The following is a 21,708-nucleotide window of genomic DNA, read 5'->3' as shown; positions in this document are numbered from 1 at the left end:
AGATACTGAGCTGCAAATTAACCTAAAAACTCATAAATTAACCTAAATAACTAACAAATTACACAAAAAAACTACAATTTTAAATTTACGTATCTTTGGGGAAGAGATATAATAGTGAATCATAATCTACCACCCATTGCTGATGTTTGTCAAAATTTATTTCCTGCCGTTAACATATAAAATATTTTTTTAGGAATTTTTTCTTTTAAATTATATTCACCCAAATCAGATACCATTTACCCTTCATGCCAAAAAATATCATCTTGAATAATGGAATTAAAAATGTTTCTAATTTTTTAAAATTATCAATATTACAACTCAGCAACAATATAATTTTATAAAAAAGTTTCAATATTAATTAGAAACATACTATTTTTCAAAAATTTCAGTTCAAATTAAAGATTATATTTTGGTAAAAAATTTTCTATATTTATTTTATATTCTCTGTCTTCATTAGTAATTAAAACAATTTTTAATCGTTTTAATTTTTTGATTTTCTTAAAAAACCTTTTAGATAGAGTAACACGCAAGGTATTTTTTACTACAAAAGGAAATTTTAAATTGAAAAATTTTTCATTTATATTTGGATCTCCAATGTTATAATCTTTTAATTGTTGCCATTTCTCACTTGGCAAATTATTTTCATGCCTAGAAACTTGAGCATCTTCCAATCCTTCAAAAATCACACTTTTAAAGCCTATAATTTTATTGTCATGCACTGTGAAATCAAACTTATAACCAGGATATAACGCTCTATAAGAATCTATCAAATAACCTGTTAGATTTATATTCTTTTTATACTCATCAATCTCAGGACTCATAATCTCTGATTTTATAAAAACCAATTCTTTTAAGTTGCCATCTTTAAAAAGATATGTATAAGTCTCATCAATAAAGACTCTATCTTCAGACTTTTCAATAATTTTATTATAAATAATATTATTTTCTTTTTTTACAAACAAAAAGAAAACTAAAAAAATACAAACTAATAATAACCCAAAAAATATTTTCTTTTTCATTAAAAATCTATCCTACTTATGAAAAATCATATCAAACGCACTATAAAAATACATACTATTTTCTTTACTTACTTTGAAAGAATATTTTTTTTTCTCATTATTTATCTCATCAAAACATTCAACGTATATATCAATTCCATTTGTTTCTCCCAACTTTTTTATTTTATTTACTTTTTCACCGTCAGTAAATAGGCTCATATCAAAATTAAAATAATTAACCCCATCAATAAAACAGGAATTAATTGGCTGCTTTATTGTAGAAACTCCATCAATATACACATCAACCCCATTAATATACGCCTTTTTAAGCACAAGCTTTGTGCTATTCACAATTTGTACATTATAATCTAAATCTATGTATCCTTCGCGATAATGCTTTAAAACAAAGGCTCCAAATTTGGTTTTTGATTTAAGAATTAAACCAAAATTAAATCTATTACTTTCATTTTCAATAAAAATTTCTTCAGATAATTCACTAGAAAAAATAAACACACTAGGAATTAATAAAAAGAAAATTGACAATATTATTACTCTCATACCTTATATTATTATACTATTCTCAATAAGAAATGAATATAAAAAGCTAAATTGATTTATCTATTTTTAGATATGCGACACCAACTATATAATTTTTGGCTATTTTTTTACAAACTATATTTAACTCTAATTTATAAAAATTTAATATTATCCTAACATTGTTTATATATAATCAGTAATAATGATTATATATCGCTTTAAAAATTTGTATTCGAAATCAGTTAATACAATAATTCACAACAACAATAACTGTAAAATATCTATATTTTTTAGCAAATACTTATATGAACTAATGAAAAAAGTTAAATTTCTAATTCTAAAATTAGTTGATTAAAAAATTTTTAAAGTCTCTATATATTTTAGATATTGAAAACTTATTTCTAATAGGCTTTCCAATGTCTATTCTTTTGTGATTTTATTATTAAATATAAAATCACATAGGGCCTAATCATAAATACTCTTAAAGCAAGAATACTTATCTTAAGCCCTATAAATAGACATCGACCAAAGTTAAGGATGCTTATAGTTAATAGCACCACTTACCAATATTATACGTTATATATAGTGTTAAAATCAATATATTATTCTAAAATAATATATTATACTTATTTCTATTTGTAAATTATATTTTACAAAATTTGCTTTACTATCCCGATTATTTTTAAACATTTTATGATCAAAATAACTATTTTACAAAAATAAAGAACTTCGCTATTTTTTATCAATCCCTTATTAAAATAAGGGATTGATAATCCCTATAACTTTATATTCTTCACACAAAATTATTTAAACTGAATTTTTAATTATATTTTTTACATTTCTTATACTCTTTCAGAATCCCATTAAGCAATACTTCTTTATCCTTTTAAAGGAAAAAAAATTTGTATTCCATTTTCGATTATATCTTTCTCTAGAACCAGTCCTTCTTCTATTATATTTACTATCCTTAAATATTTATAAGCCTGATTTTTTGCTATTTTATAATTTCTAGTAAACATTTCAAAGTTTTGATAGCTATCTAACTTATAATATTTTTTCTCTTTAATCTCTTTTAAGATCTTCATTGTTTAAATTTTGTTATTTTTTTTAGGGGCTAAGTATTAGGTTTTTTTTAAAAAAAAGAAATCGTTCCATCTAATCTTCATCAAAATTAATTTCAATTTTATTCTGATTTTTGACACGATCCTTTATTTTTATATTCATATATTTAAATTTTACACTCATTTTATTTCCTTATTTATTATGAAGTTAAAAGTTTTTCCGATAACTGAAAAATTTTTATATAAATATATAAAACTAGACAATATGTATAAATCATTGTTTAATCTGAAAACGGGAAAATCCATGTTTTTTATCTGTCAATACTTCATAAATATTTTGTTTTGCAACTTACACTACTTATTCTTCTAAAAGATCTGAAAAAGATAGTAGAGCAAGCGCTTTTGCCGGCACCAACTTTAATTGAACCAATGGCAATTATTTTAGTATTTTTTCTATTCATTTATTTATAATTCTTCCATTTGGCAATTCTTTACAATAGAATTTGTATACTTCTTTTCCTAATTTGTTTAACATGTTAATAAACGCTTGAAAATATTTTTTATTCATTTTTTCTTTTTTAATTAGTCTAGCAATACTTCTTAAGTAACAAAACACACTGTCTTTTTAAAATTTAAATTCTATATAATATACTTTGGAAAATGTATATAATTTTACAGTATTATTGATTTTATATTTTGTAATAATGTTTTTTATAGGCTTTCTATATCTATAAAAAATTCCTATAAATTTATCATTGTCTCTTGTAGAGAATAAATTGAGACATTCTAACTTTTCTTGATTAAACAATCCTCTGAAAAGAATTAAAATTTTGTTTTTTTATGTCTGTTTATTCCAAACTTATATAGCTCCATTAGCATTTTAATATAATATATTGTTCTTTCTTTAAGAATTTCTTTTTTAAATGAAGATTTCTGGATTCTCGCTTTTTATCATTATTTTTTTCTCTTTGTTATATTTATATGTAACACTTCATTTAAAGAATATATATATATATATATATGGATTTTTGATATCTTTTTTAATAAACCTTACAACTACTTATAAATACCACATACTAAACAACACATATATTCTTTAAATTTTAATTTTTTCAAGTTAATCTCCCAACAAATCTTTAAAAAACCTATTATATTTGTTGATTGCCATTCTTTTTACAAAAGAAATTTTTTGTAATATTACTATTGCACCTTTTCAAATCTTTTAACAGTTTAACTACATATAGATTGGCAAATACCCTGGTTATTAAGATTTTATCATCACTGTTAAATTCTACTTTTTTTGTTAAAAAATAATTCAAATCAATCTAATAATTTTTAAGCACATTGATAGTATAATTGGACTTAATTTTTTCCTTTTTATACAAATACATTTTACCACTGCAAAAATACATCAATCTAAATTCAAATAGACATTTTTAATAATGTCTAAATCCTCTCTATATGGAACATATACTATATTAATTTTATTAAAAATAACAAGCTATAATAAGATAAATGTTTAACTCATTAACACCATATAACATGGCAAACAATATCTGATAATACCGCTTAGTTATAATGATATTATTGATTACTACTAATTATGGTTATTCTGCTTAAGGAGCATATTTATGCCATACACAATAATCACTGAAATACCTGTTTTTTCTCTTAATACTTGCAATACAAGTCTTAATATTAACAATCCAAATTTAAAACCCAGTGCTAAAGATAGGCTTTGTGTTTTAATTTAAGTGGTTTTAAGGTAAAATTAATTATTATTTTAAACCTAAATAAATAATTGATAAAAATCATATTCAAGAAATATTGCCTAAGGAGGATTTTATTTTTAAAATAACAGAAAATAGTGCACTTATTTTAATAGATATACAAAATGATTTTTTAGAATCAGGTGCTTTACCAGTACCTAATAGCAACGAAATAATTCCTTTGATCAACCAACTTCAAAATTATTTCAAAAACATTGTTGCTACCAAGGATTGGCATTGTAAAAATCATGTAAGCTTTTTGAGTAATAAAAACGGGGGCATTTGGCCAAACCATTGTGTCCAAAATACTTGGGGATCAGAGTTCCCTAGCAGTCTAAATACAAGAAAAATAGAAAAAGTTTTTTTAAAAGGCAAAAATCAATATTATGATAGTTATAGTGGATTTTATGATGATTGCATCAAAACAAAAGAAACTGGTCTAAATCTTTATCTAAAAAACAATTCAATCAATATATTATTCATAGCAGGATTGGCATTAGATTTTTGCGTAAAAGAAACAATACTTGATGCAATCAACTTAGGATTTCAAGTTTATCTAATAATAGATGCTACAAGAAGCATAACACCTACTCCAGAATTAATAATTAGGGAACTTAAAAAGCTTAATGTATTAACTTGTTTTTCTAAAGACATCTTAAACAGCCAAAATAAGCTTAATCTAAAAAAGATCACTAAATAACTTTTAATTAGAAAAGTACTATTTCTAATTAAAAGATCATAAAAATAGCTTCCTGCTTCATTCAATGATAGTTTTTCAGAATATCTAAAAATATTATTTATATTAACTTTAAGCAGCTTTTTCATTCGTTTTTATTTTTTTTGTAATAACAATTTTAAGATTTACGGCTGAATTTATACCTCTATCATATAAAAGCTCAGCAATCAACAAAAATCACCTCAATATTACTCTCAACTTTAAGCCTACATTCTCATAATCACAAAAGTTACACAACCTACTTAATAAAAAATATTTTTCTACTTTATAGAATATAAAATTAAATACTTTGCTTTGTACTATAATTATCTAGCAAATTCATATCAACCCATTGGGGTTTTTCAAATATTCCTTATTCATGCCTTTAAACTAAAAATCTTCTATTGCTAGATTTTTGTAATTATTTACACAAACAATTTTATTGTTTATATAATTTTTTTTGATTTAAAATTTTCTTGTACAAATTAGCAAACTTTAATTTTGTTTTACTTCTATTAATACTAGAATTTTTTTGTTTTTTAAAAAAAGATTTCTTTGGAATCTTTTTAACTTATCTATAATTGTAGTAAATATTTATAATAATTTATTCTAGCATTTTAAATGCTTAATGCAAAGCATTTCATACTTGTATAAAAATCAATTATTTCTTTTTATTATTTTTGGTCTTATTATTTTTAATATCTAAATATTCAACCGTTACTAACCACTACAAAAAGCCAAGCTATTAATTTTTTAAAAAATTCAAAAATATTTTATATTCATGCACATTAACATGAAAACTATATTGGGTTTTTTATAGTACTTTATTTTATCCTCTAACATTTTGTTATATAAAAACCTCGCATATAAAATGCTTTTATTAAAAGCATTTCTTTTGATCAATATCTAGCTCTAATCTGTATGTATAAATTCTATTAACACTCATTATTACTCTTCTTATCTTAAAATTTACATTATATTAAAATCTATTTATGTTGTGTTTTTTCAGTTTTTAATTCTCTATATCCTTTAGAATCAAAAGTATAATTGCCAATCTCATTAGGAATGAACATAACATAATCCCATTTCAAATGACTAATTATTTAAAAATGATAGAAGAATGACAAAGAAATGCTTGGCATATATCACAAAAACCCTATCTCAAGATACTAAAAATAACACTTTGATATAATTCTTCCAACTCGATGTATTTTATGAATAGTCAAATATTAAAAATTCAATTCTAATAAAACCTACTTATAATACATCTCAATATAAAATTTTTATTTTTATTTTTATAGTGCTAAGCTTTACTTATCTTAAAAATTACTTTATTATATGGGAGTGAATAAAAACCAGTCGAAGTTAAGGAGGTAGAAGTGAAAGTTAATAAATCCCTACAAATACAAAGTAAATATCAGCACAAACTGATTGCTTTAATTGCCACACTTGAGTATATTAATAAAAACAAAAAAAAATACAATCAATCTGATATTCTTTATTGTTTTAATAGCAACTTAAAGCGCAACGGACAAAAAGAAGTTTCAATCAAAACACTTCAAAATTATTTCTATAAATTAAAAAAGCTTAATATTACTGCTAACTATTATAGACATTTGGATATTAATATGGGCACTAAAATCTACTATTCACTTAAACGCTCTAAAAAAGACTGCTATAATCTGATAAACCAATACTTCAGAAATAAAAAAACAGAAAGATTCCAAAAGCGTGTTAATTCGTACAGTAAAACAAATTATAATAAAAAGAGCAATGTAAAATATGAGGAGTGTCTTAATAATAAATATAATAAAGAAGAAAAAGAAAATAAAAGAAAGATACAAATTAATAAATTTAAATTAAAAAAATACGCAAAAAAATGTAATTTCAGCAACAACATTTCCTCTTTTATTATTGATCTTAATTTAAGAAAAGAAACAACTATAAAACTTTTTAAGCTTATAAGCAAAGAACAATATTACTTCAAAAAGAAAACCAAATATCATTCACAAAAGCCATTACAACATAAGAGAAAAAATTTAATTTCAATACTAAGAAAAACACAAATAAATTTAATAAACGGGGGTTATGACAAAGAAAAATTAAAAATACAAATACAAAACACATATCAAAAATATAAAAACAATATAAAAATCAATATATATAACATACTTTTAGATCAATTAGATTATCAAATCAACAAAATAAATTTAAAGTTTAAAATCAAGGAATACTTAAGCAAACAAAAAAAACTAGAATATAAAAAAATATTTAACAATCAATACTATAACGAAATTATCAATCTAATAGAATCACAAAATAACCACAGAAATAAATGTATAAATTAAGAGTTTAAAATGAAAAATGTATTAGAAAAGCTTAAAAACAAAAAAAAAGAGATAATGGCAAAGAGCAGAAAGCCAGAAATTTTTATCAAAAAAGAAATTCTTAATGAAAGAACAATATATCATACTAAAATGCTAATGGATCTATATAAGTTTGAAATTAATAAATATAAAAAAAACAAATTTTTAATTCTTTTCAGAGAATTGTTTAATCAAGAAAAGTTAGAATGTCTCAATTTATTCTCTACAAGAGACAATGATGAATTTATAGGAATTTCTTATGGATATAGAAAACCTATAAAAAACATTATTATAAAGTACAAAATTAATGATACTGTAAAATCATATACATTTTCTAAAGTATATTATATAGAATTTAAATTTAAGAAGGGCAGTGTGTTTTGTTACTTAAGAAGTCTTGCTAGACTAATTAAAAAAGAAAAAATGAATAAAAAATATTTTCAAGTGTTTATTAACATGTTAAATAGATTAGAAAAAGAAGTATACAAATTCTATTGTAAAGAATTACCGAATGGAGGAATTATAAATAAATGGGTAGAAAAAATACTAAAATAATTAACATCGGTTAAATTAAAGGTGAAGTTAATAAAAACATAAGTGCAATTATTTTTTTCAACACTTTTATTTTAAAAATATAAAGTCCTTTTAATTGATGCTGATCTACAAGTATCAACCACTAGCTATTATTTTTTAATTACAATTTAAAAAATATATTTGTTGGCTATTGCAGTAAACCTGAGAAGTGATTTTTTATGCATAAAACAATATTTATTGTTTGCACCATTTTTGAAATAATAAGTGCTTGCAAGAATTATTCAAATTCAAATCAAGATATAAAAAAGTTAAGAGATTTTTAAATAAAATAAAGAATTAATGCAAAGCAACACCACTAATAATAGTGTACTTAATCCGATTCCAACATTGTTGATAAATAGCCACACCACAACAAATACACCAATATTAAAAAACAACACAGAGTGGTAATCAAAAAGAAAAAATAGAAGAAAGAATAAAAGTAACTATAAAAAAGAACGATAAGAAGCAATAAACAATAATCTTCTTAAAGAAAACAACTAAAAATAAAATTAAAAATAAATACAAATAAAATAGAATACTATAATTAATAATACTGATAGTATTAAAAGAGAAAAAAAGGTGCTTGTAGAAAGGGGGGGATATGAAGATAAGAGTACCTGTTTATGTGTCTTATATATAATAATATTATAGAAAGTGGAGTTAGAGATTCTATACATAACATATGGGCACAAAAAATAGATACTTGATGTTAATAATTTATTTTTAAACTTAGAAAATACTAGAAACAATTTAAGAAGCAAAATAAAAATGGTAATTGAAAATAAAAATAGCTGTAGGAAATTAGTGATATTAGAAATGATTTAGAAAAAAAAGGATATCTTGAAAACCTTAAAAAGAAAGAGATAATTTCTAAAATTATAGATGTGAGGTATTTGATTTAGATTACTCTTAATAATAGTTTTTAATATTTAATTAATATTAAAAAAATTAAGCACTCTTCAATATAGAGAGTTCTTATTTTATCAAAAAATAAAAGTCATAGAAATAAAATTTAAGAATGCCTTATATTATTAAAATACTAAAAGTCTAATATTTTAGGCGATTTTATTCATTAATTAATCTTTACATAGAATAAAAACATTAATAAAAATGAAAATTATATTACAATTAATAGCCTAAAATCATTTTAAAGTATGCGTATTATATTACTTTTTTCACTTTTAAATATTGTTCATCAATAGTAGGCCTAAGTATAACAACCTCACTCCCATTACTATAATATTCATGTCCGCTTTCACCAGAATACTTAATATCTGGGGAATATAACTCTCTTATACATGAATACAGCCAATGAACTGCATGTTTAAATCTATCATTCCGATCATTTTTTATTATACCAAACAATTTAATCAGTTCTTTAGATCGCTCAGAACCTAAGTCTAAAAAGAATTTATTAAAATATTCCTCATTATAGTCAGACACTGGAGGTACATCACGACCACCACTACCATATTTTAACCCGTCTAAAGTCTTTTTTATATCGACTAACAAACGATGTTCAGCTATATATAATTTTAAATTAGCAAATATCCCTTTAGTAATAATCTCATCAGACCCTTTATCATAACTTTCCATTTCCAAATTCTCAAAAAAAGTTTGAACAGATTGTTCTTGCCTATTGGGCAAATAACAAGCAAATAAAGCTAATGTTATTATGTAAACGCCAACTAAAATCCTCATATATGCTCCTTCTCTACCTTACTGCTAAAATCATCTATAACTATATAAGTTTATCTAAATATTATTTTTAGCAAACTTTTAAAAGTTCTGCTAAGATAGATTTTTCTATAAAAGATAAGTGTATACCAATTTTATCTTTTCTCAAGAATTGTTAAATACTAAATCGGTATATTAATTTATGGAAATTAAATATTAAAATAATGGCCTTATAAAATAAATTCATAAATACATGCATAACATACATAAAAATTAAATAATAATAACGATTTTAATAAAATTATATTTAAATAAATAAATTTGATAAAAATCAATCAAAAATATATCAAAATAGATTTTTAAAAAGCTCAAAATATTATAAAATTTCTGACAATGAAAATATTATTATTTCAACAGTATATATTTAATGTAATATTAATATAATTTTATATTAATATTACATTAAATTAAGTATTAGATCTAAAGTAAGGAGAATATTTATGAAATAAACTATAATTGCAAGCATGTTTGTTTTTCTATTTTTAGCTTGCAATCCAGATTTTAACGCCAATCAAAAAGATGTTAAATATCAATCTAGTAAAAAGAGATTAAAATCCAATAAAAAAGGATTCAAACCTAAAACAGAAGTAACCCAAAATCAAGAAGTAGAACCTAACGAAAGAATAAAAAACACACTGCTTGATGATTTAAGAAATTTAATAGAAAAAGCTAACAAATATAGAGAAACATATGTAAAAAATCAGAAGAAGAGCCTGAAAATCAATATGGAATAGAGGCTTTCAAAGAATTGTTTTGGTCAGACGCAGTACATGAATCAATAGCAAATAATACCGAAAAATCTAAAAACTATAGAAAAGAGACTTATTGTGCTTTAAATGATATTGATATTACTAAATTAAAAGAACTTTTAGAAATTACAATACTGTCAAAACGCTCAGCATAACTATTTAACGCCATTAGAGAATTTGGACGTATTATCGACATTGTGATTTTATTCTTATATCCTAAAAAGGATGCTTTAGACAAACTAGAAATTTCAAATTTAGAGAAGCTTAAAAATTCGTTTGAAAAATTATTATTCATGAAATCAATCGTATCAGACATGTTAAACCAACTTTTATTAGATTATCAAGATGATAAGAATTTTATAAAAACAGATACCACTAAGCTTGAATCTCATACAACCACACTCCAGAATCAAATTCTAGAAAAAAATAAAGAGGAAACCGAGCTAGGAGAAGACATATTATCAATAAAGGATCTTTTAGATACCTATTAAAATTGTCATAATGTAAAAGCCTATCTTTAATTAAAGATAGGCTTAACGTTTTAACCAAAGATTACAAAGGGCTTTTAACCTATAATTTACATAAACTTTAATTTTAAATAAATAAACTACTTTTTCTATAATCTTTAATTTAATAATAGTGGTTAGAAATAGATTAATATTATTAATAGTATGTACTGTTTTTACACGAAATTAGCGATTGCCAACCTAGATATTAAACGCAAATATAAAATTAACATATTATTATTATTGAGTGTATATTATATACCTTATATATAATATCTATTTCTTAACTTTTTTTATTATCTTTAAATTTATATGTCATAACAATAGATAATGTACAAAAATAAGTATTAATAAAATAAACTCATTTATATCACTTATAAAGTTGGTTAAAATTGAACATATAGCTAGTACAAAAATGAAAATATACGAGATAATGTACTATTAATAGAATTAATGGTTCCTAAAATTTTTGAATCTACATTTTTTAAAGAATATTCTAAATTATTAGAATAAATAGAAATCAAAATAATATAAATATCATATTTTGAATATTAAATTTTTCTAAATATCTATGCTTCTATAATATCTGATAAGTAAAATAGCACATACATAATTCCGTGTCCTTTTTGAGAAAAATTACTGGTTTATATTAATTATTAACGAACTCAATTTGTATATTAAAAACCTTGAAAGCGAGAGCATAAGTAAATGAACCTTAATGAAATAATCATTCCATTATCATTAATGTCGATCAGAAATAATGAAAAGCTGGACTCAATAGCAGAAACTCTAAAAAAATTGCCGAGCAAAAATTTGCAAGCCTAGATAATTTGAAGTTAAAATTAGAAAAATCTACTACATCTAGATCCAATCTCGAAAAAGCTTTAAAAAAAAAAGTTCACAGAACGTTGGTAAAAATTTCAAGTCTCTTACAAATTCTGTTTATTCTATAAATTCTAAAGCTAGTGGCATGAAAAGCCTGCAACATTTGGTCAAATGCTTCGCCAGTTTTTTTGCTAAACTTCTAACATTTCCTAGGCCTTTGCCAACGTTTTTTAGAGTTTTGCCTCAGCTTTTTCTCCAATTTGTTTTGGCTGTAAAAATTTTAAAAGGAATTGACTCTACAATAAGTAGGATTTTTACGGGCGCCATGGATGCTCTTGAGGGATTTAATGAGTAAACCCGGCGTGTTTTCTAATATATATAATTAGAAATGAATAACTTGAAAAATTATTGGCAGAATCTATGAGAACTTTTGGCAATGAAACTTTTTTTGCTAGAGATGCTATTACTAACGCCACCAAAACAATTCTATCCTATGACACCACAACCACACAAGTGAAGAAGTTGAAAAGAGAATGAGAATGTTCGGAGAGGCTGCTAGAGGAAGTAGCGAGGAGTTTGAGAAATTGGTCGAAGTATATTCTCATGTAGAATCTAACAATAGAGTAAATTTAGAAGATTTTTATGTGCTTCGTGATGCTGATGTTGATATTGCAGAGATTGTATCTGAGAAAGCCGGGTTTAGCTAGAGAGACATTATTAAAGCAGTGATCGATGGAAAAAATAGGGTTCGAGGCTCCAATAAGACCCTTTCTAGGGCCACTGGTGAAGGTGATAAATTTTACAGCAAAACTGTTAGAGAAGCAAAAACTTTAGCTCAAGCTCAACAGCAACCTGCTAAAATGAGTTAAAGATTTTCTTAGACATAGGAAAAGCTTTAGAGCCAATGATGATTGGATTTGAAAAAGTAAAGCAATTTATGATAAAAGGAATTTTAGATCCATTAACAAAAGTCACCGCTGCGGTTATTTACACCTGATCAACAAACTTACAGAACTTGTGGCATATATGTTTTTTGGAATCTTGTACAAGGTTTCAAAATGTTAATAAAAGTAATCTCGACCTCTTCTTTTAAAGTGATTGGGAAAATCATTTTTGTAGGCAAAAAATTAAGGGAACTCACAACATATGTTTCTGGTTATTTTTCAGAAAGTTTTAAAAGCGTATTTGACATCCAATCATTAAATTGATCTAAAAAGCCATAGATATGACAGTCAAATTGTACGAGGGTTTCAAAAAAGTTCTCGGATTTTTCCAAAAACCTGGAAAAAGAAGGGTGTGATTTGATTTTTGGAAAAAATTTGATGAAAGTTGCTGGGGTAGCTATTGGTTAACCTGTAGGCCAAGCTATTGCAGGAATTATCATACAAATCAGAGAGTTCATCTGGGTAATATTAAAGGGTATGAAAAGGCTAGAATCAAAAAAATCTAATAAAAACGAGACAAAGATTTAGAAGAGTTTGAAAAACAAAGTGAAATTAAACTTTCTAGACTTAAAGAGAGTTTTGATGCAGAAATTGAAATGAGAAAAGAAAAATTGAGCGAATTAGATGATGAATATATTAAAGAAATAAAATTTCTTAAACAGGTTCAAAGTAAAAGACAAATATCTGGTGAAGAATTTCAAAAAAGATTAAGAGATATACAAACAGAATACAAAACAAAAAAAGATATAGAAACTACCCAACTTACTAAGACTGAAGAGTCTAAAAAACTAAAAGTAGAACGAAAAAATAAACTTTCTAAATTAGAAACTGAATGAATAAAAGCACAGGCCGAAGTTGATAAGGTAAAAGCTGAAGATTGGTGGAATGTGGGCAAGGCTGATAGGTTAAGAAAGATGCAAAAATTTTAAACGAAATACTAAAAAGAATTGCAGCGGTAAAATCAGCCGGCTCCATTGAAGAGATTAAACTTGCTAGTGGCGGTGCACGATTTGTTTCAAACAAACACCGATATATATATGCTAAATTTAATTGTAATATCTAGTAGTGAGTTTGGGCAGCCCTGAATTGACAAGAACAACTTCCTGCACCAATAGATGAAAATCTACGCAAACTTGAAGCTAAAATTATTGCAAAAGAAATTACTAAATTGCAAAAAAGTCAAAGCCGTACAGTTGTAAATAATTTTTACTATAACTTTAATGAAGATGTACTTGATGCTGAAAAATTAGTTAGAATGCTAAAATCAAAAAAACATTTGCTGGCGTTTAGAATGGCAGAGTAGAAAAATATGAAAATTTTTAAATTAATTGATATTTTGTATTTTTAGTATATAACTAATAACGTTGATAGTTCATAATAAATTATGAACTATCAACGTCTTGAAAAAGACCATTAGCAAAAGCTAATGGTCTTTTTCTTATATTCTACTAATATAATCGACATACTATTTTTATTTATTTTCATATTGTTCTAATTTTTTAATTAGTTGTTCTTTATTTTTTTGATAAAAATCTTCAAGAAGATGGTTAGTAAACTTTGGATTCCTTTTATAAAAATCACATGCTTCTTGCGTTTCTAACCTAACCCTAAGCGGTTTTATCAAATTTGCTCTAGACTTAACTTTTTTGTCTTTCATTAAATTAAATAAAGTTTTATCAATTCCATTTTCTATGATATTAATTTCCTTAAGCTTTCCTTCAAAAATAAGTTTTGCTATTTTAATATACTTATAAGCCTGAGTTCTGGCTATTTTAAAATCAAAAATAAAATCTTCAAACCTTTTATATCCATCTAAAATATAAAGCTTCCCATTTCTAATTTTTAGTAAAATTTTCATTGTATTTATTTTATTTCTAATATCATCTTCGATTCTATTTTTAAGTTCATTTTTTAAAAGTTCATACTCTTTTTTGTCTCGTTCTTCAGTATTAATAGAAGTATCACTTCTTATAATCCTATCATTTATTATTATTTTTCTACTTTTTACCATTTTTTAAACCTCTTTCTAAAAAAAGTACAGTGACTGAACTTTTTTTAGAAAAACTAAACTTTTTCTAAAATTTTCAAGTATTCTTTGTAATAATTTTCGTTTTCTTTTGGCTCTACAGCATAATCTATCACCTTTTTCAAAGCTTCACTTTTATGGACTTCTCCAATAAACTTATTTAAGTATTTTTCTTTTAATGCAGCCATAATTTCAGTTGAAGCAACTCTACCTATTTCAACTTTAGATGCAAAAATATGAATAATTTTGGTCTCTTTGCCTATAAAATTATTTTCTAATTCTTTTATCTGATTTATTAACAATGGCAAATTTTCAACCGCCCATCTTTCAAGCGGAACCGGTATTACAACTTTATCTGCAATCACAAGAGCATTATCAAGCTCTGATGATAAGCTTGGAGGAGTGTCAATTATCACATAATCATAATCTTCTAAATAATTATACAGTGCATTCCTAAGCATAAGCTCTTTGAACTGATTTCCTTCTTTGCTAAATTTGGCAAGTTCTAGATAACTTGGAATAAAATCTAAATTTTTAGATACATTGATAACAACATCCTTAAAAGTTTTCTCTTTCTTTATTAAAGAATAAGAATTATAGATGTTAATTAATTCCATCCTAGGATGATCTTGAGTTATAAAATAACTTGTAACTGCATTTTGTGGATCAAGATCAATAAGTAATACTTTGCTGGTTTTATTAAGAATTGCTGAAAACATTATTGAAGAGGTGCTTTTCCCAACTCCTCCCTTAATTGAAGCAATAGCTATAATATTTGGTTTTTTAGCCAATTTTTTTCTATCCATTTTATAAGAGGTCCTTTTTGCGGGTATTTTTTATTATAAAACTCATATACTTGCTTTTCTAATGTCGTAAACATGCTAAATAATGTTTTACTGTAGGGAACATTTACTTGTTCTTTTTTTAACAACCTAAATAGACTCTTGAAGTAGCAAAAAATGCTTCCTTTTTTAAATCTAAACTCCAGGTAATATGATTTTGACAATAGATAAGATTTTTCAATTCCGTTAACTTCATACCTTACAAAGATTTTCTTTATTGGTTTTTTATAACCATAATAAATGCCTAAGAATTTATCGTCTGCTCTTAGTGTAAATAAATTAAATTCTTCAACTTTTGATTGATTGAATAATCTTCTTAATGATATACGAAATTTATTTTTTTTCTTATTAAGTCCGAACTTATAAATATCCATCATTATTTTTGTATGATACATTGTTTTATCATTATCTTTTTCAATCTTGATAAAAAGATCTTTTTTATCTGAACATATAACTATTGGTTTATCCAATTTTATTAATTTTGCTGTATTTTGCATATTTTAATTCTTATACAACTTCTTTTAAAATTAAAGAATTATTTTCATTTTTTATTAGTTCTAATAATTCATAATGATATGTATCAAATACTTTATTATATTCTAATTTCTTTTTGCTATTCAAATATGTTTTTATAATTGGCTTTATAGCTTCAATATTTTCCTTTTTTCCTAATTGCTCGATAAGGATATTGAAAATATTTGTCTTTACATTCTCATAATCTTTTTGTGGATTTTCTTTTTTCAATTCAATTGATTTTTCTAATTTAAGCTTTATTTTGCTTAAATCGTTATATTTTTGATGTTCGATAATAAAATGCGGTTTATTTTTGTAAATCTCATATATTTTTCGGATATTTATTTTCAATTGTTTAACATTGTATCCTTTTTTTTCAAATTCTTTTTTCATATTGTCTAGAATTTCTTTTAATTTGTTTTGCTTATCTTTAAAGCAAGATTTATCAAAAGAAATATTCTTACTTTTTATTAGCTTAATCTCAATTTTTTTGAAGGCCTTAATTATTTCAATTTTTCTATCTTTGCTAAGATCTAAGTTTAATAAAATCAGAAGAATTTCTTTACATAAAAAGTTACATTTATTGAAATATTTTTTTACTTGAAGTTTTTCTATTTTTGTATTACTTTCTTCTTCTTTTTTTATATTATTATTTTTATTATTTAAACACTCCTTAAAATCTACACTCCCATTTTTATTAAATTTAGATATAAGATAATTATCAACTCTAAATTTAAATCTAGCGTCTTTTTTTTCTTTAAAATGCTGATTGATTTTAAGATAACACTCTTTTTTTGGATAATTAAGTTTATAGTAAATTTCAGTTCCAAAATTTACTCCCAAGTGTTTATAGTAGTTAGTTGTTACTTTTATTTCTTTTTCTAATTTGTAAAGATAATTTTGCATTGTTTTTAGTTTAACAGGCGATTGATTATTTCTTTTTAGATTTTCATTAAAGTAATATAGTATAACTTTTTGAGAATACTTTTTATATTTGCTATTTACATATTTAAGCGTTGAGATAAGAACTATTAATTTATGCTGTAACTTGTTGTAGCAATTTGTGCTTTTTGTATTTTTTGGTAAAATTTGCATTTTTCATCTCCTGTTTGGTAATATATAATACATATTATGCACAATTTTTTTATAAAAGTAAATACTCATAAAAACTAAAAATTTGTTTAAAGTTGGAAATTAGGAAAATACCAATTTTGTACAAATACAAATTGATTTTAATTTTAAGTTGAGTTATACTGAAGATAACGTAGCAAATGGAAAAAATTTTCATTACAGCTACCTGTTTGGTTTATTTACAATTATGGGGCTTAAGGAAGCTCTCTTTAATAATAAGAGAATTTCTTTAAGCCCTAATAGTGTGTTCTATTTCAATGTAGTGAACTGCTATTTCTAAATCAAAGATTATAGAAAGAGTAGTTCACCTTACTATTGGTGAATTATTTACACTTTAATTTTGAAACAAGTAAATCGGCTAAAATTTGTTTTAATGTTTTTTTACCGTATTTATTTTACTTTTAAAGTAAGCTTTGTCAAACTTCTCTCTAGCTTTGTCTGCATATTTTTCAGCATAATCAATTTTATCGGAATTTAATTGTATCAAATAATCAAAAATTTGATACAAATTCCTATTTATAAGTTTGAAAATTGCTTCATATGACTTGAATTTTAGATGTTCGGAATCCATTATTAATTTATTTTTTATAAGGTATATATCTCGCGATGTCAACGACATCTAAAAAACGCCTTTTTTTTTGATTTAGGCTTCCCATGAACTATTTTTAATTGCTGGGGTGAAGAAAAAAAATACGCTTTTTTAGTGCTTATGCTAAAAAACATCTTTCAAAAGAAGAGGCTATTTTAATTAAAAAAAATTAGATAAATATGATTTTCAAAACTAGCATAATTATTTCTTATATATTTTTTTGTTTGCCTATTCATGTTAGCATATAAATTAGATAGCAAAAACAAAAATAATATTAATGTGAAAATTTTTTTCATATTAATATTCCCTCCTAATAATTAAGTTTTGATAATTAAAACATTAGTGCAATTTTTAGATTTTATGGGTCGAGAATTCTTTGTTATTCTTTGTTAAAAATATAACTCTAAAATTAAGTGATGCTAGGAGGACTTGCAGTAGTTGTAACACTTTGTATGATAAAAATATAAATACAAGTCTAAATCTTGGGCTTTTCTTATTACAAAGAAATAAAAACTCAGACAGTTTCTGTCTGAGTTGAAGCTTATTTATTATTGGCCCATGTTTAGTGGATATCTACTTCTTGTAGAACCTAAAATCCATTATGGGAAGAAGATATAAGCCGATATTTTTAGATCAAAGATTTTAGAAAGACCGGCTCATCTATAATATAATTATTCATGTTTCATATTTGATTAGATGCATATAAACCATTGGTGCTTCGGGAGTTATATGAGGTTCCCCACGTTTTCTGATATCTCTAGTGGGATAACGTTCTGCAACGTATACCCAGTAACCTATTCTTCCCCATTCTCTTACCATCCCCATATAATTAGAAATTACTAGATTTTCTGATGAATGGTCAGTTCTAACGAGCTGGGAAATTCCTTTTTGCATTCTGTAGTCTAATAAGGGAGTTAGACCTAAAAAAACTACAGCGGACACGGCTTCTGAAAAATAGGGAGTTAATTGTGTGGCTTCTTCAGGTTCGTGTTGTAGTGCTTCAAGAACTGTATTTATAAATTTAGTGATTTTACCCCTATCATTTATAATAGTGTTAGATTTTATGCTATCTGAGTACCCATCAAGATTTTTTAATCTTATGCTACTAGTATCTGCTCCCGAAATATTTTTTATTGTAGAATCAAAAAATCTATAATATCGTTTGTTAAGATTGTTTCGTTGGTGATGGTTAACTCTGTGTACCATAAATCCTTGAGGAGCAAGATCGTACGCTCTTATCACTATTTCTAATTGTCCCAGGTGTCGACCACCAAAGTTAGGTGTACTTAGTGCTATTGTAAAAAATGTACTTTCTTGGGTCGGTTTCATATAGTAAATATAAGAAGGCGGTTTTGGAGGCATTCCGTGTTGGGGTCTTATGTCTTCTATTTTTTCGTAATTGAAAAAAAAAGTGCTATCTATTAAATCAGCTTTGAAAAGAGTTTCATGCGCAGATTTAATGCTGTTTAAGAAAAGTGGCCCAGAATGAAAGTCAACCTCAACTGTAGCAGCTGATGATAAATGTGGACTATCATCTTCTTCTGAATAGCTTAATACTTTGTCCTTTTTATGTTGGCTGTCTTGACTACAGGCCGAAATAAAAATTAAAAGCGTTAAAAATACCATTTTGTGGTAAGTGTTTTTTATTTTCATTTTATTCTCCTTATATCATTATATTAATAACGATATATAATTATATAATTTTATTAAATAAATTACAATTTTTTAAAATAATTAAATTATTTATTAATAAATGGTTTTTACCGAATAACGACAAATAACCATATTATGGTTTAATAATTTAAAAGATAATAAGTGTTAATAGAGCTTATAAATACAGAATATATTCCAACATTAATCAAAAAAAATATTTTCCAAAAGTATTTAGATGTATAAGATTTTTGTATAACAAAATTTTAAGTGATAAAAAAGACTATTATGAAAAAATAAGAAAAGTCTTAGTATTAATTCAAGTAAGTATAAAAAGGAATTTCTGTTCTTAAAGGAAGTTGATAGTTTAGCTCTTTGTAATGCTTAACTTGACTTAAATTCTGCATATAATAATTTTTTAGAGAAATTAAAAAAGGAAACAGAACATAAGAATTTTCTAAATATAAAAGTAAGAAAAATAGGCAAACTTTTAGAACTAATAATCAAAAAAACTCAATAAGAATAGAAAATAATTATATAAAGTTATCTAAAGAAAAGATACCGATAATAAATATTATATTTCAGGAACAGTTGAGTGTTTAGATGCTAAAAATATCAGTAAAACTAAATGTGATAAAAGAGAAGTAATTGGTATTGATATGAGTATGAGACATTTTTTAGTAAGCTGCGAGGGCGAGAAAACCAATCATCCCAATATTTACTAAAAAATGAAAATAAACTTGGGAAATGCCAAAGAAAACTATCAAAGAACAAAAAGGATCTATTAATAGAGCTAAATCTAGATTAAGAGTTGATCGGCTGCATAAGAAAATTTCAAATAATCAAAGAAAAGACTTTTTGCATCAATTATCTTATTACTTTGTAGCTAATTATGAAAACATAGCAATAGAAAGCTTATCAATTAAAGGCATGCAAAAAGGAATGTTTGGGAAAAGTATTAATAATTTAGGATGGTATGAGTTTGTAAAGACAATTGTTATATAAATCAGAATGGTATGGGGTCTCCTTTGCATAAAACAGATAGATACTTCCCATCAAGTAAGCGCTTGTGCAGTAGTTGTCACATTAAAAAATACAACTCCAAAATTAAGTGATACAGGGTGGGCTTGTGGGAGTTGTAACACTTTACATGATAGAGATATAAATGTAGCTCTAAATCCCTAAGGCTTTATTATTACAAAGAGATAAAAACTAAGGCAGGAACTGCTTTTAATTAAGTAAAGCTTTGTTTATTTTGTGGACCATGCTCTTCTAAAGCGGATGAGCGTTTTTGTAGAGCCTAAAAAGCTATCATAGAATGAAACAAAAAGTATTTCTATAATCTTTTTGATTTAGAAATAGCAATTCGCCAAACTTGTTAGCACTTAAAGTTTATGTAAATTATAGGTGAAAAATTTTTTGTAATCTTTAGTTAAAAATTAAGCCTATCTTTTATTAAAGATAGGCTTTTACATATGGTAATTTTAATACATACTTAAAGTTTCTTTTGTATTGTAAATATTTCATTCCTTATATTTTCCGCTTCTTTTTGTTTTTCTTGCATCGGATTGCGAAGTGGGATTACTCAAGATTTAAGCCCATTAATATCTGTTTTTATAGAATTTTCATTGTTTTGATAATCTAATAAAAGTTGCTTCAGTGTTTTTGAGATGTCTGCTTTTGTAGATAATAATTTTTCCAATAAATTTTTAAGCTTCTGTAAATCTGAAATCTCCAATTTATCTAGAATATCTTTTTTAGGATATAAGCACATAGTTTGAAAAATGGTACTCGAGAAATCCCCCCATTGTCTGACTATAATGAGGAGTATTTTAATAAATTCTTTTTAAGCTTAAGTTCTGATCGATCTAAAGAATTGATTAAGTTGTTTAGTAGGGTAAAAAATGAGCGGAATGATAGATTTAAACATGCAGTTTATTGGCTTTATTTATGTATAAGGGATTTGTATTCTTCAGATATTAAGTATTTTAGCTATAGTGAAAACGTGTATACGAATGATTTTGCTTGCGGCTAGGTCCCACTATTGATGAACACTATTTTATGGTGAAGGAAGCAATAGAGCACACTTTAAGATGATCGCCGGCTATTAATGGAGCTATTAATGGAGTCAGTTTTGGGGTTAAAGATATTTAAACTCTTAATTTTGAAGGTTA

The 21,708-nt window shown here is 24.8% G+C and carries 21 protein-coding genes and 3 pseudogenes; 10 read left to right on the top strand and 14 right to left on the bottom strand.

Features of this window, described 5'->3' with window-relative positions; all coding sequences use genetic code 11:
* Window positions 1-395: 395 nt before the first annotated feature.
* The 5 genes and pseudogenes from bptA to BSV1_RS05165 all read right to left on the bottom strand — a co-directional run bounded on the left by bptA (window position 396) and on the right by BSV1_RS05165 (window position 3,404).
* Window positions 396-1,019: a virulence-associated protein BptA gene (gene bptA / locus BSV1_RS05180; RefSeq protein WP_012672458.1), complete on the bottom strand. Its 624-nt coding sequence runs from the start codon at window positions 1,017-1,019 to the stop codon at window positions 396-398.
* 12 nt (window positions 1,020-1,031) lie between these two features.
* Window positions 1,032-1,556 carry a hypothetical protein gene (locus BSV1_RS05175; RefSeq protein ID WP_039949690.1) on the bottom strand — a complete coding sequence of 175 codons (525 nt, stop codon included), beginning with the start codon at window positions 1,554-1,556 and terminating at the stop codon, window positions 1,032-1,034.
* Window positions 1,557-2,413: 857 nt separating this feature from the next.
* Entirely contained in the window at window positions 2,414-2,620 is a 207-nt protein-coding gene (locus BSV1_RS07300) for a chromosome replication/partitioning protein (protein WP_012672449.1), read from the bottom strand.
* A gap of 302 nt (window positions 2,621-2,922) precedes the next feature.
* Window positions 2,923-3,057, bottom strand: a complete 135-nt coding sequence (locus BSV1_RS07425; RefSeq protein WP_012615123.1) for a hypothetical protein — start codon at window positions 3,055-3,057, stop codon at window positions 2,923-2,925.
* A pseudogene (locus BSV1_RS05165) lies at window positions 3,054-3,404 on the bottom strand (DUF226 domain-containing protein). The gene BSV1_RS07425 and the pseudogene BSV1_RS05165 overlap by 4 nt, the downstream one beginning before the upstream one ends.
* An 823-nt stretch (window positions 3,405-4,227) precedes the next feature.
* Between BSV1_RS05165 and BSV1_RS07420 the strand changes: the two are divergent.
* Both BSV1_RS07420 and BSV1_RS05160 read left to right on the top strand, forming a co-directional pair.
* Window positions 4,228-4,350, top strand: coding sequence for a hypothetical protein (locus tag BSV1_RS07420; protein ID WP_012672466.1), 123 nt, complete (start codon window positions 4,228-4,230; stop codon window positions 4,348-4,350).
* Between the two features lie 73 nt (window positions 4,351-4,423).
* On the top strand, window positions 4,424-5,065 hold the full coding sequence (locus tag BSV1_RS05160; protein WP_012672447.1) for an isochorismatase family protein: 642 nt from the start codon (window positions 4,424-4,426) through the stop codon (window positions 5,063-5,065).
* 777 nt (window positions 5,066-5,842) lie between these two features.
* Here BSV1_RS05160 and BSV1_RS07585 read toward each other — a convergent pair.
* Window positions 5,843-5,983: a helix-turn-helix domain-containing protein gene (locus BSV1_RS07585; protein WP_157868191.1), complete on the bottom strand. Its 141-nt coding sequence runs from the start codon at window positions 5,981-5,983 to the stop codon at window positions 5,843-5,845.
* 476 nt (window positions 5,984-6,459) lie between these two features.
* Here BSV1_RS07585 and BSV1_RS05155 point away from each other — a divergent pair, with 476 nt between their 5' ends.
* Together BSV1_RS05155 and BSV1_RS05150 are read left to right on the top strand one after the other, a co-directional pair.
* Window positions 6,460-7,428, top strand: a complete 969-nt coding sequence (locus BSV1_RS05155) for a plasmid maintenance protein (protein ID WP_012672469.1) — start codon at window positions 6,460-6,462, stop codon at window positions 7,426-7,428.
* Window positions 7,429-7,437: 9 nt separating this feature from the next.
* Window positions 7,438-8,001 (top strand): DUF226 domain-containing protein, encoded by a 564-nt coding sequence (locus tag BSV1_RS05150; protein WP_012672461.1) that lies wholly within the window; start codon window positions 7,438-7,440, stop codon window positions 7,999-8,001.
* A 1,182-nt stretch (window positions 8,002-9,183) separates the two neighbouring features.
* Here BSV1_RS05150 and BSV1_RS05145 read toward each other — a convergent pair.
* Window positions 9,184-9,723, bottom strand: coding sequence for a P52 family lipoprotein (locus BSV1_RS05145; protein WP_012672450.1), 540 nt, complete (start codon window positions 9,721-9,723; stop codon window positions 9,184-9,186).
* Between the two features lie 500 nt (window positions 9,724-10,223).
* On the opposite strand from BSV1_RS05145, the pseudogene BSV1_RS05140 reads away from it, so the two are divergent.
* The 4 genes and pseudogenes from BSV1_RS05140 (at window position 10,224) to BSV1_RS07290 (ending at window position 13,619) form a co-directional block, all read left to right on the top strand.
* A pseudogene (locus tag BSV1_RS05140) lies at window positions 10,224-10,999 on the top strand (virulence associated lipoprotein).
* A gap of 985 nt (window positions 11,000-11,984) precedes the next feature.
* Window positions 11,985-12,194, top strand: coding sequence for a hypothetical protein (locus tag BSV1_RS06460; protein ID WP_014486441.1), 210 nt, complete (start codon window positions 11,985-11,987; stop codon window positions 12,192-12,194).
* A gap of 184 nt (window positions 12,195-12,378) precedes the next feature.
* Window positions 12,379-12,546 carry a hypothetical protein gene (locus BSV1_RS07105; RefSeq protein WP_012672453.1) on the top strand — a complete coding sequence of 56 codons (168 nt, stop codon included), beginning with the start codon at window positions 12,379-12,381 and terminating at the stop codon, window positions 12,544-12,546.
* 833 nt (window positions 12,547-13,379) lie between these two features.
* Entirely contained in the window at window positions 13,380-13,619 is a 240-nt protein-coding gene (locus BSV1_RS07290; RefSeq protein ID WP_012615142.1) for a hypothetical protein, read from the top strand.
* Between the two features lie 635 nt (window positions 13,620-14,254).
* Here the strand turns inward: BSV1_RS07290 and BSV1_RS05125 are convergent.
* From BSV1_RS05125 to BSV1_RS05100, 6 genes are all read right to left on the bottom strand, one after another.
* On the bottom strand, window positions 14,255-14,794 hold the full coding sequence (locus tag BSV1_RS05125) for a chromosome replication/partitioning protein (protein ID WP_012615131.1): 540 nt from the start codon (window positions 14,792-14,794) through the stop codon (window positions 14,255-14,257).
* A 53-nt stretch (window positions 14,795-14,847) separates the two neighbouring features.
* Window positions 14,848-15,615 carry a ParA family protein gene (locus BSV1_RS05120; RefSeq protein WP_012615140.1) on the bottom strand — a complete coding sequence of 256 codons (768 nt, stop codon included), beginning with the start codon at window positions 15,613-15,615 and terminating at the stop codon, window positions 14,848-14,850.
* Entirely contained in the window at window positions 15,576-16,148 is a 573-nt protein-coding gene (locus BSV1_RS05115; RefSeq protein WP_012615127.1) for a DUF226 domain-containing protein, read from the bottom strand. The genes BSV1_RS05120 and BSV1_RS05115 overlap by 40 nt, the downstream gene beginning before the upstream one ends.
* A 10-nt stretch (window positions 16,149-16,158) precedes the next feature.
* Window positions 16,159-17,259, bottom strand: coding sequence for a plasmid maintenance protein (locus tag BSV1_RS05110; protein WP_012672463.1), 1,101 nt, complete (start codon window positions 17,257-17,259; stop codon window positions 16,159-16,161).
* A gap of 406 nt (window positions 17,260-17,665) precedes the next feature.
* Window positions 17,666-17,914, bottom strand: a complete 249-nt coding sequence (eppA, locus tag BSV1_RS07285) for an exported protein A EppA (RefSeq protein ID WP_238322665.1) — start codon at window positions 17,912-17,914, stop codon at window positions 17,666-17,668.
* Window positions 17,915-18,559: 645 nt separating this feature from the next.
* Complete coding sequence (locus BSV1_RS05100; protein ID WP_012615141.1) at window positions 18,560-19,537, bottom strand: hypothetical protein; 978 nt, start codon at window positions 19,535-19,537, stop codon at window positions 18,560-18,562.
* A gap of 158 nt (window positions 19,538-19,695) precedes the next feature.
* Between BSV1_RS05100 and BSV1_RS07480 the strand changes: the two are divergent.
* Window positions 19,696-20,772 (top strand): annotated as a pseudogene (locus BSV1_RS07480) (RNA-guided endonuclease InsQ/TnpB family protein).
* Between the two features lie 347 nt (window positions 20,773-21,119).
* On the opposite strand, the gene BSV1_RS05085 reads toward BSV1_RS07480, so the two are convergent.
* Window positions 21,120-21,308 carry a CRASP family complement regulator-acquiring lipoprotein gene (locus BSV1_RS05085; protein ID WP_029359622.1) on the bottom strand — a complete coding sequence of 63 codons (189 nt, stop codon included), beginning with the start codon at window positions 21,306-21,308 and terminating at the stop codon, window positions 21,120-21,122.
* Window positions 21,309-21,311: 3 nt separating this feature from the next.
* Between BSV1_RS05085 and BSV1_RS05080 the strand changes: the two genes are divergently transcribed.
* Entirely contained in the window at window positions 21,312-21,569 is a 258-nt protein-coding gene (locus tag BSV1_RS05080) for a P52 family lipoprotein (protein WP_050553080.1), read from the top strand.
* The last annotated feature ends 139 nt before the right edge of the window (window positions 21,570-21,708 follow it).

This window comes from [Borrelia] finlandensis (assembly GCF_000181875.2).
GTDB lineage: Bacteria > Spirochaetota > Spirochaetia > Borreliales > Borreliaceae > Borreliella > Borreliella finlandensis.
This window is presented reverse-complemented; position numbering and strand designations above follow the sequence as displayed.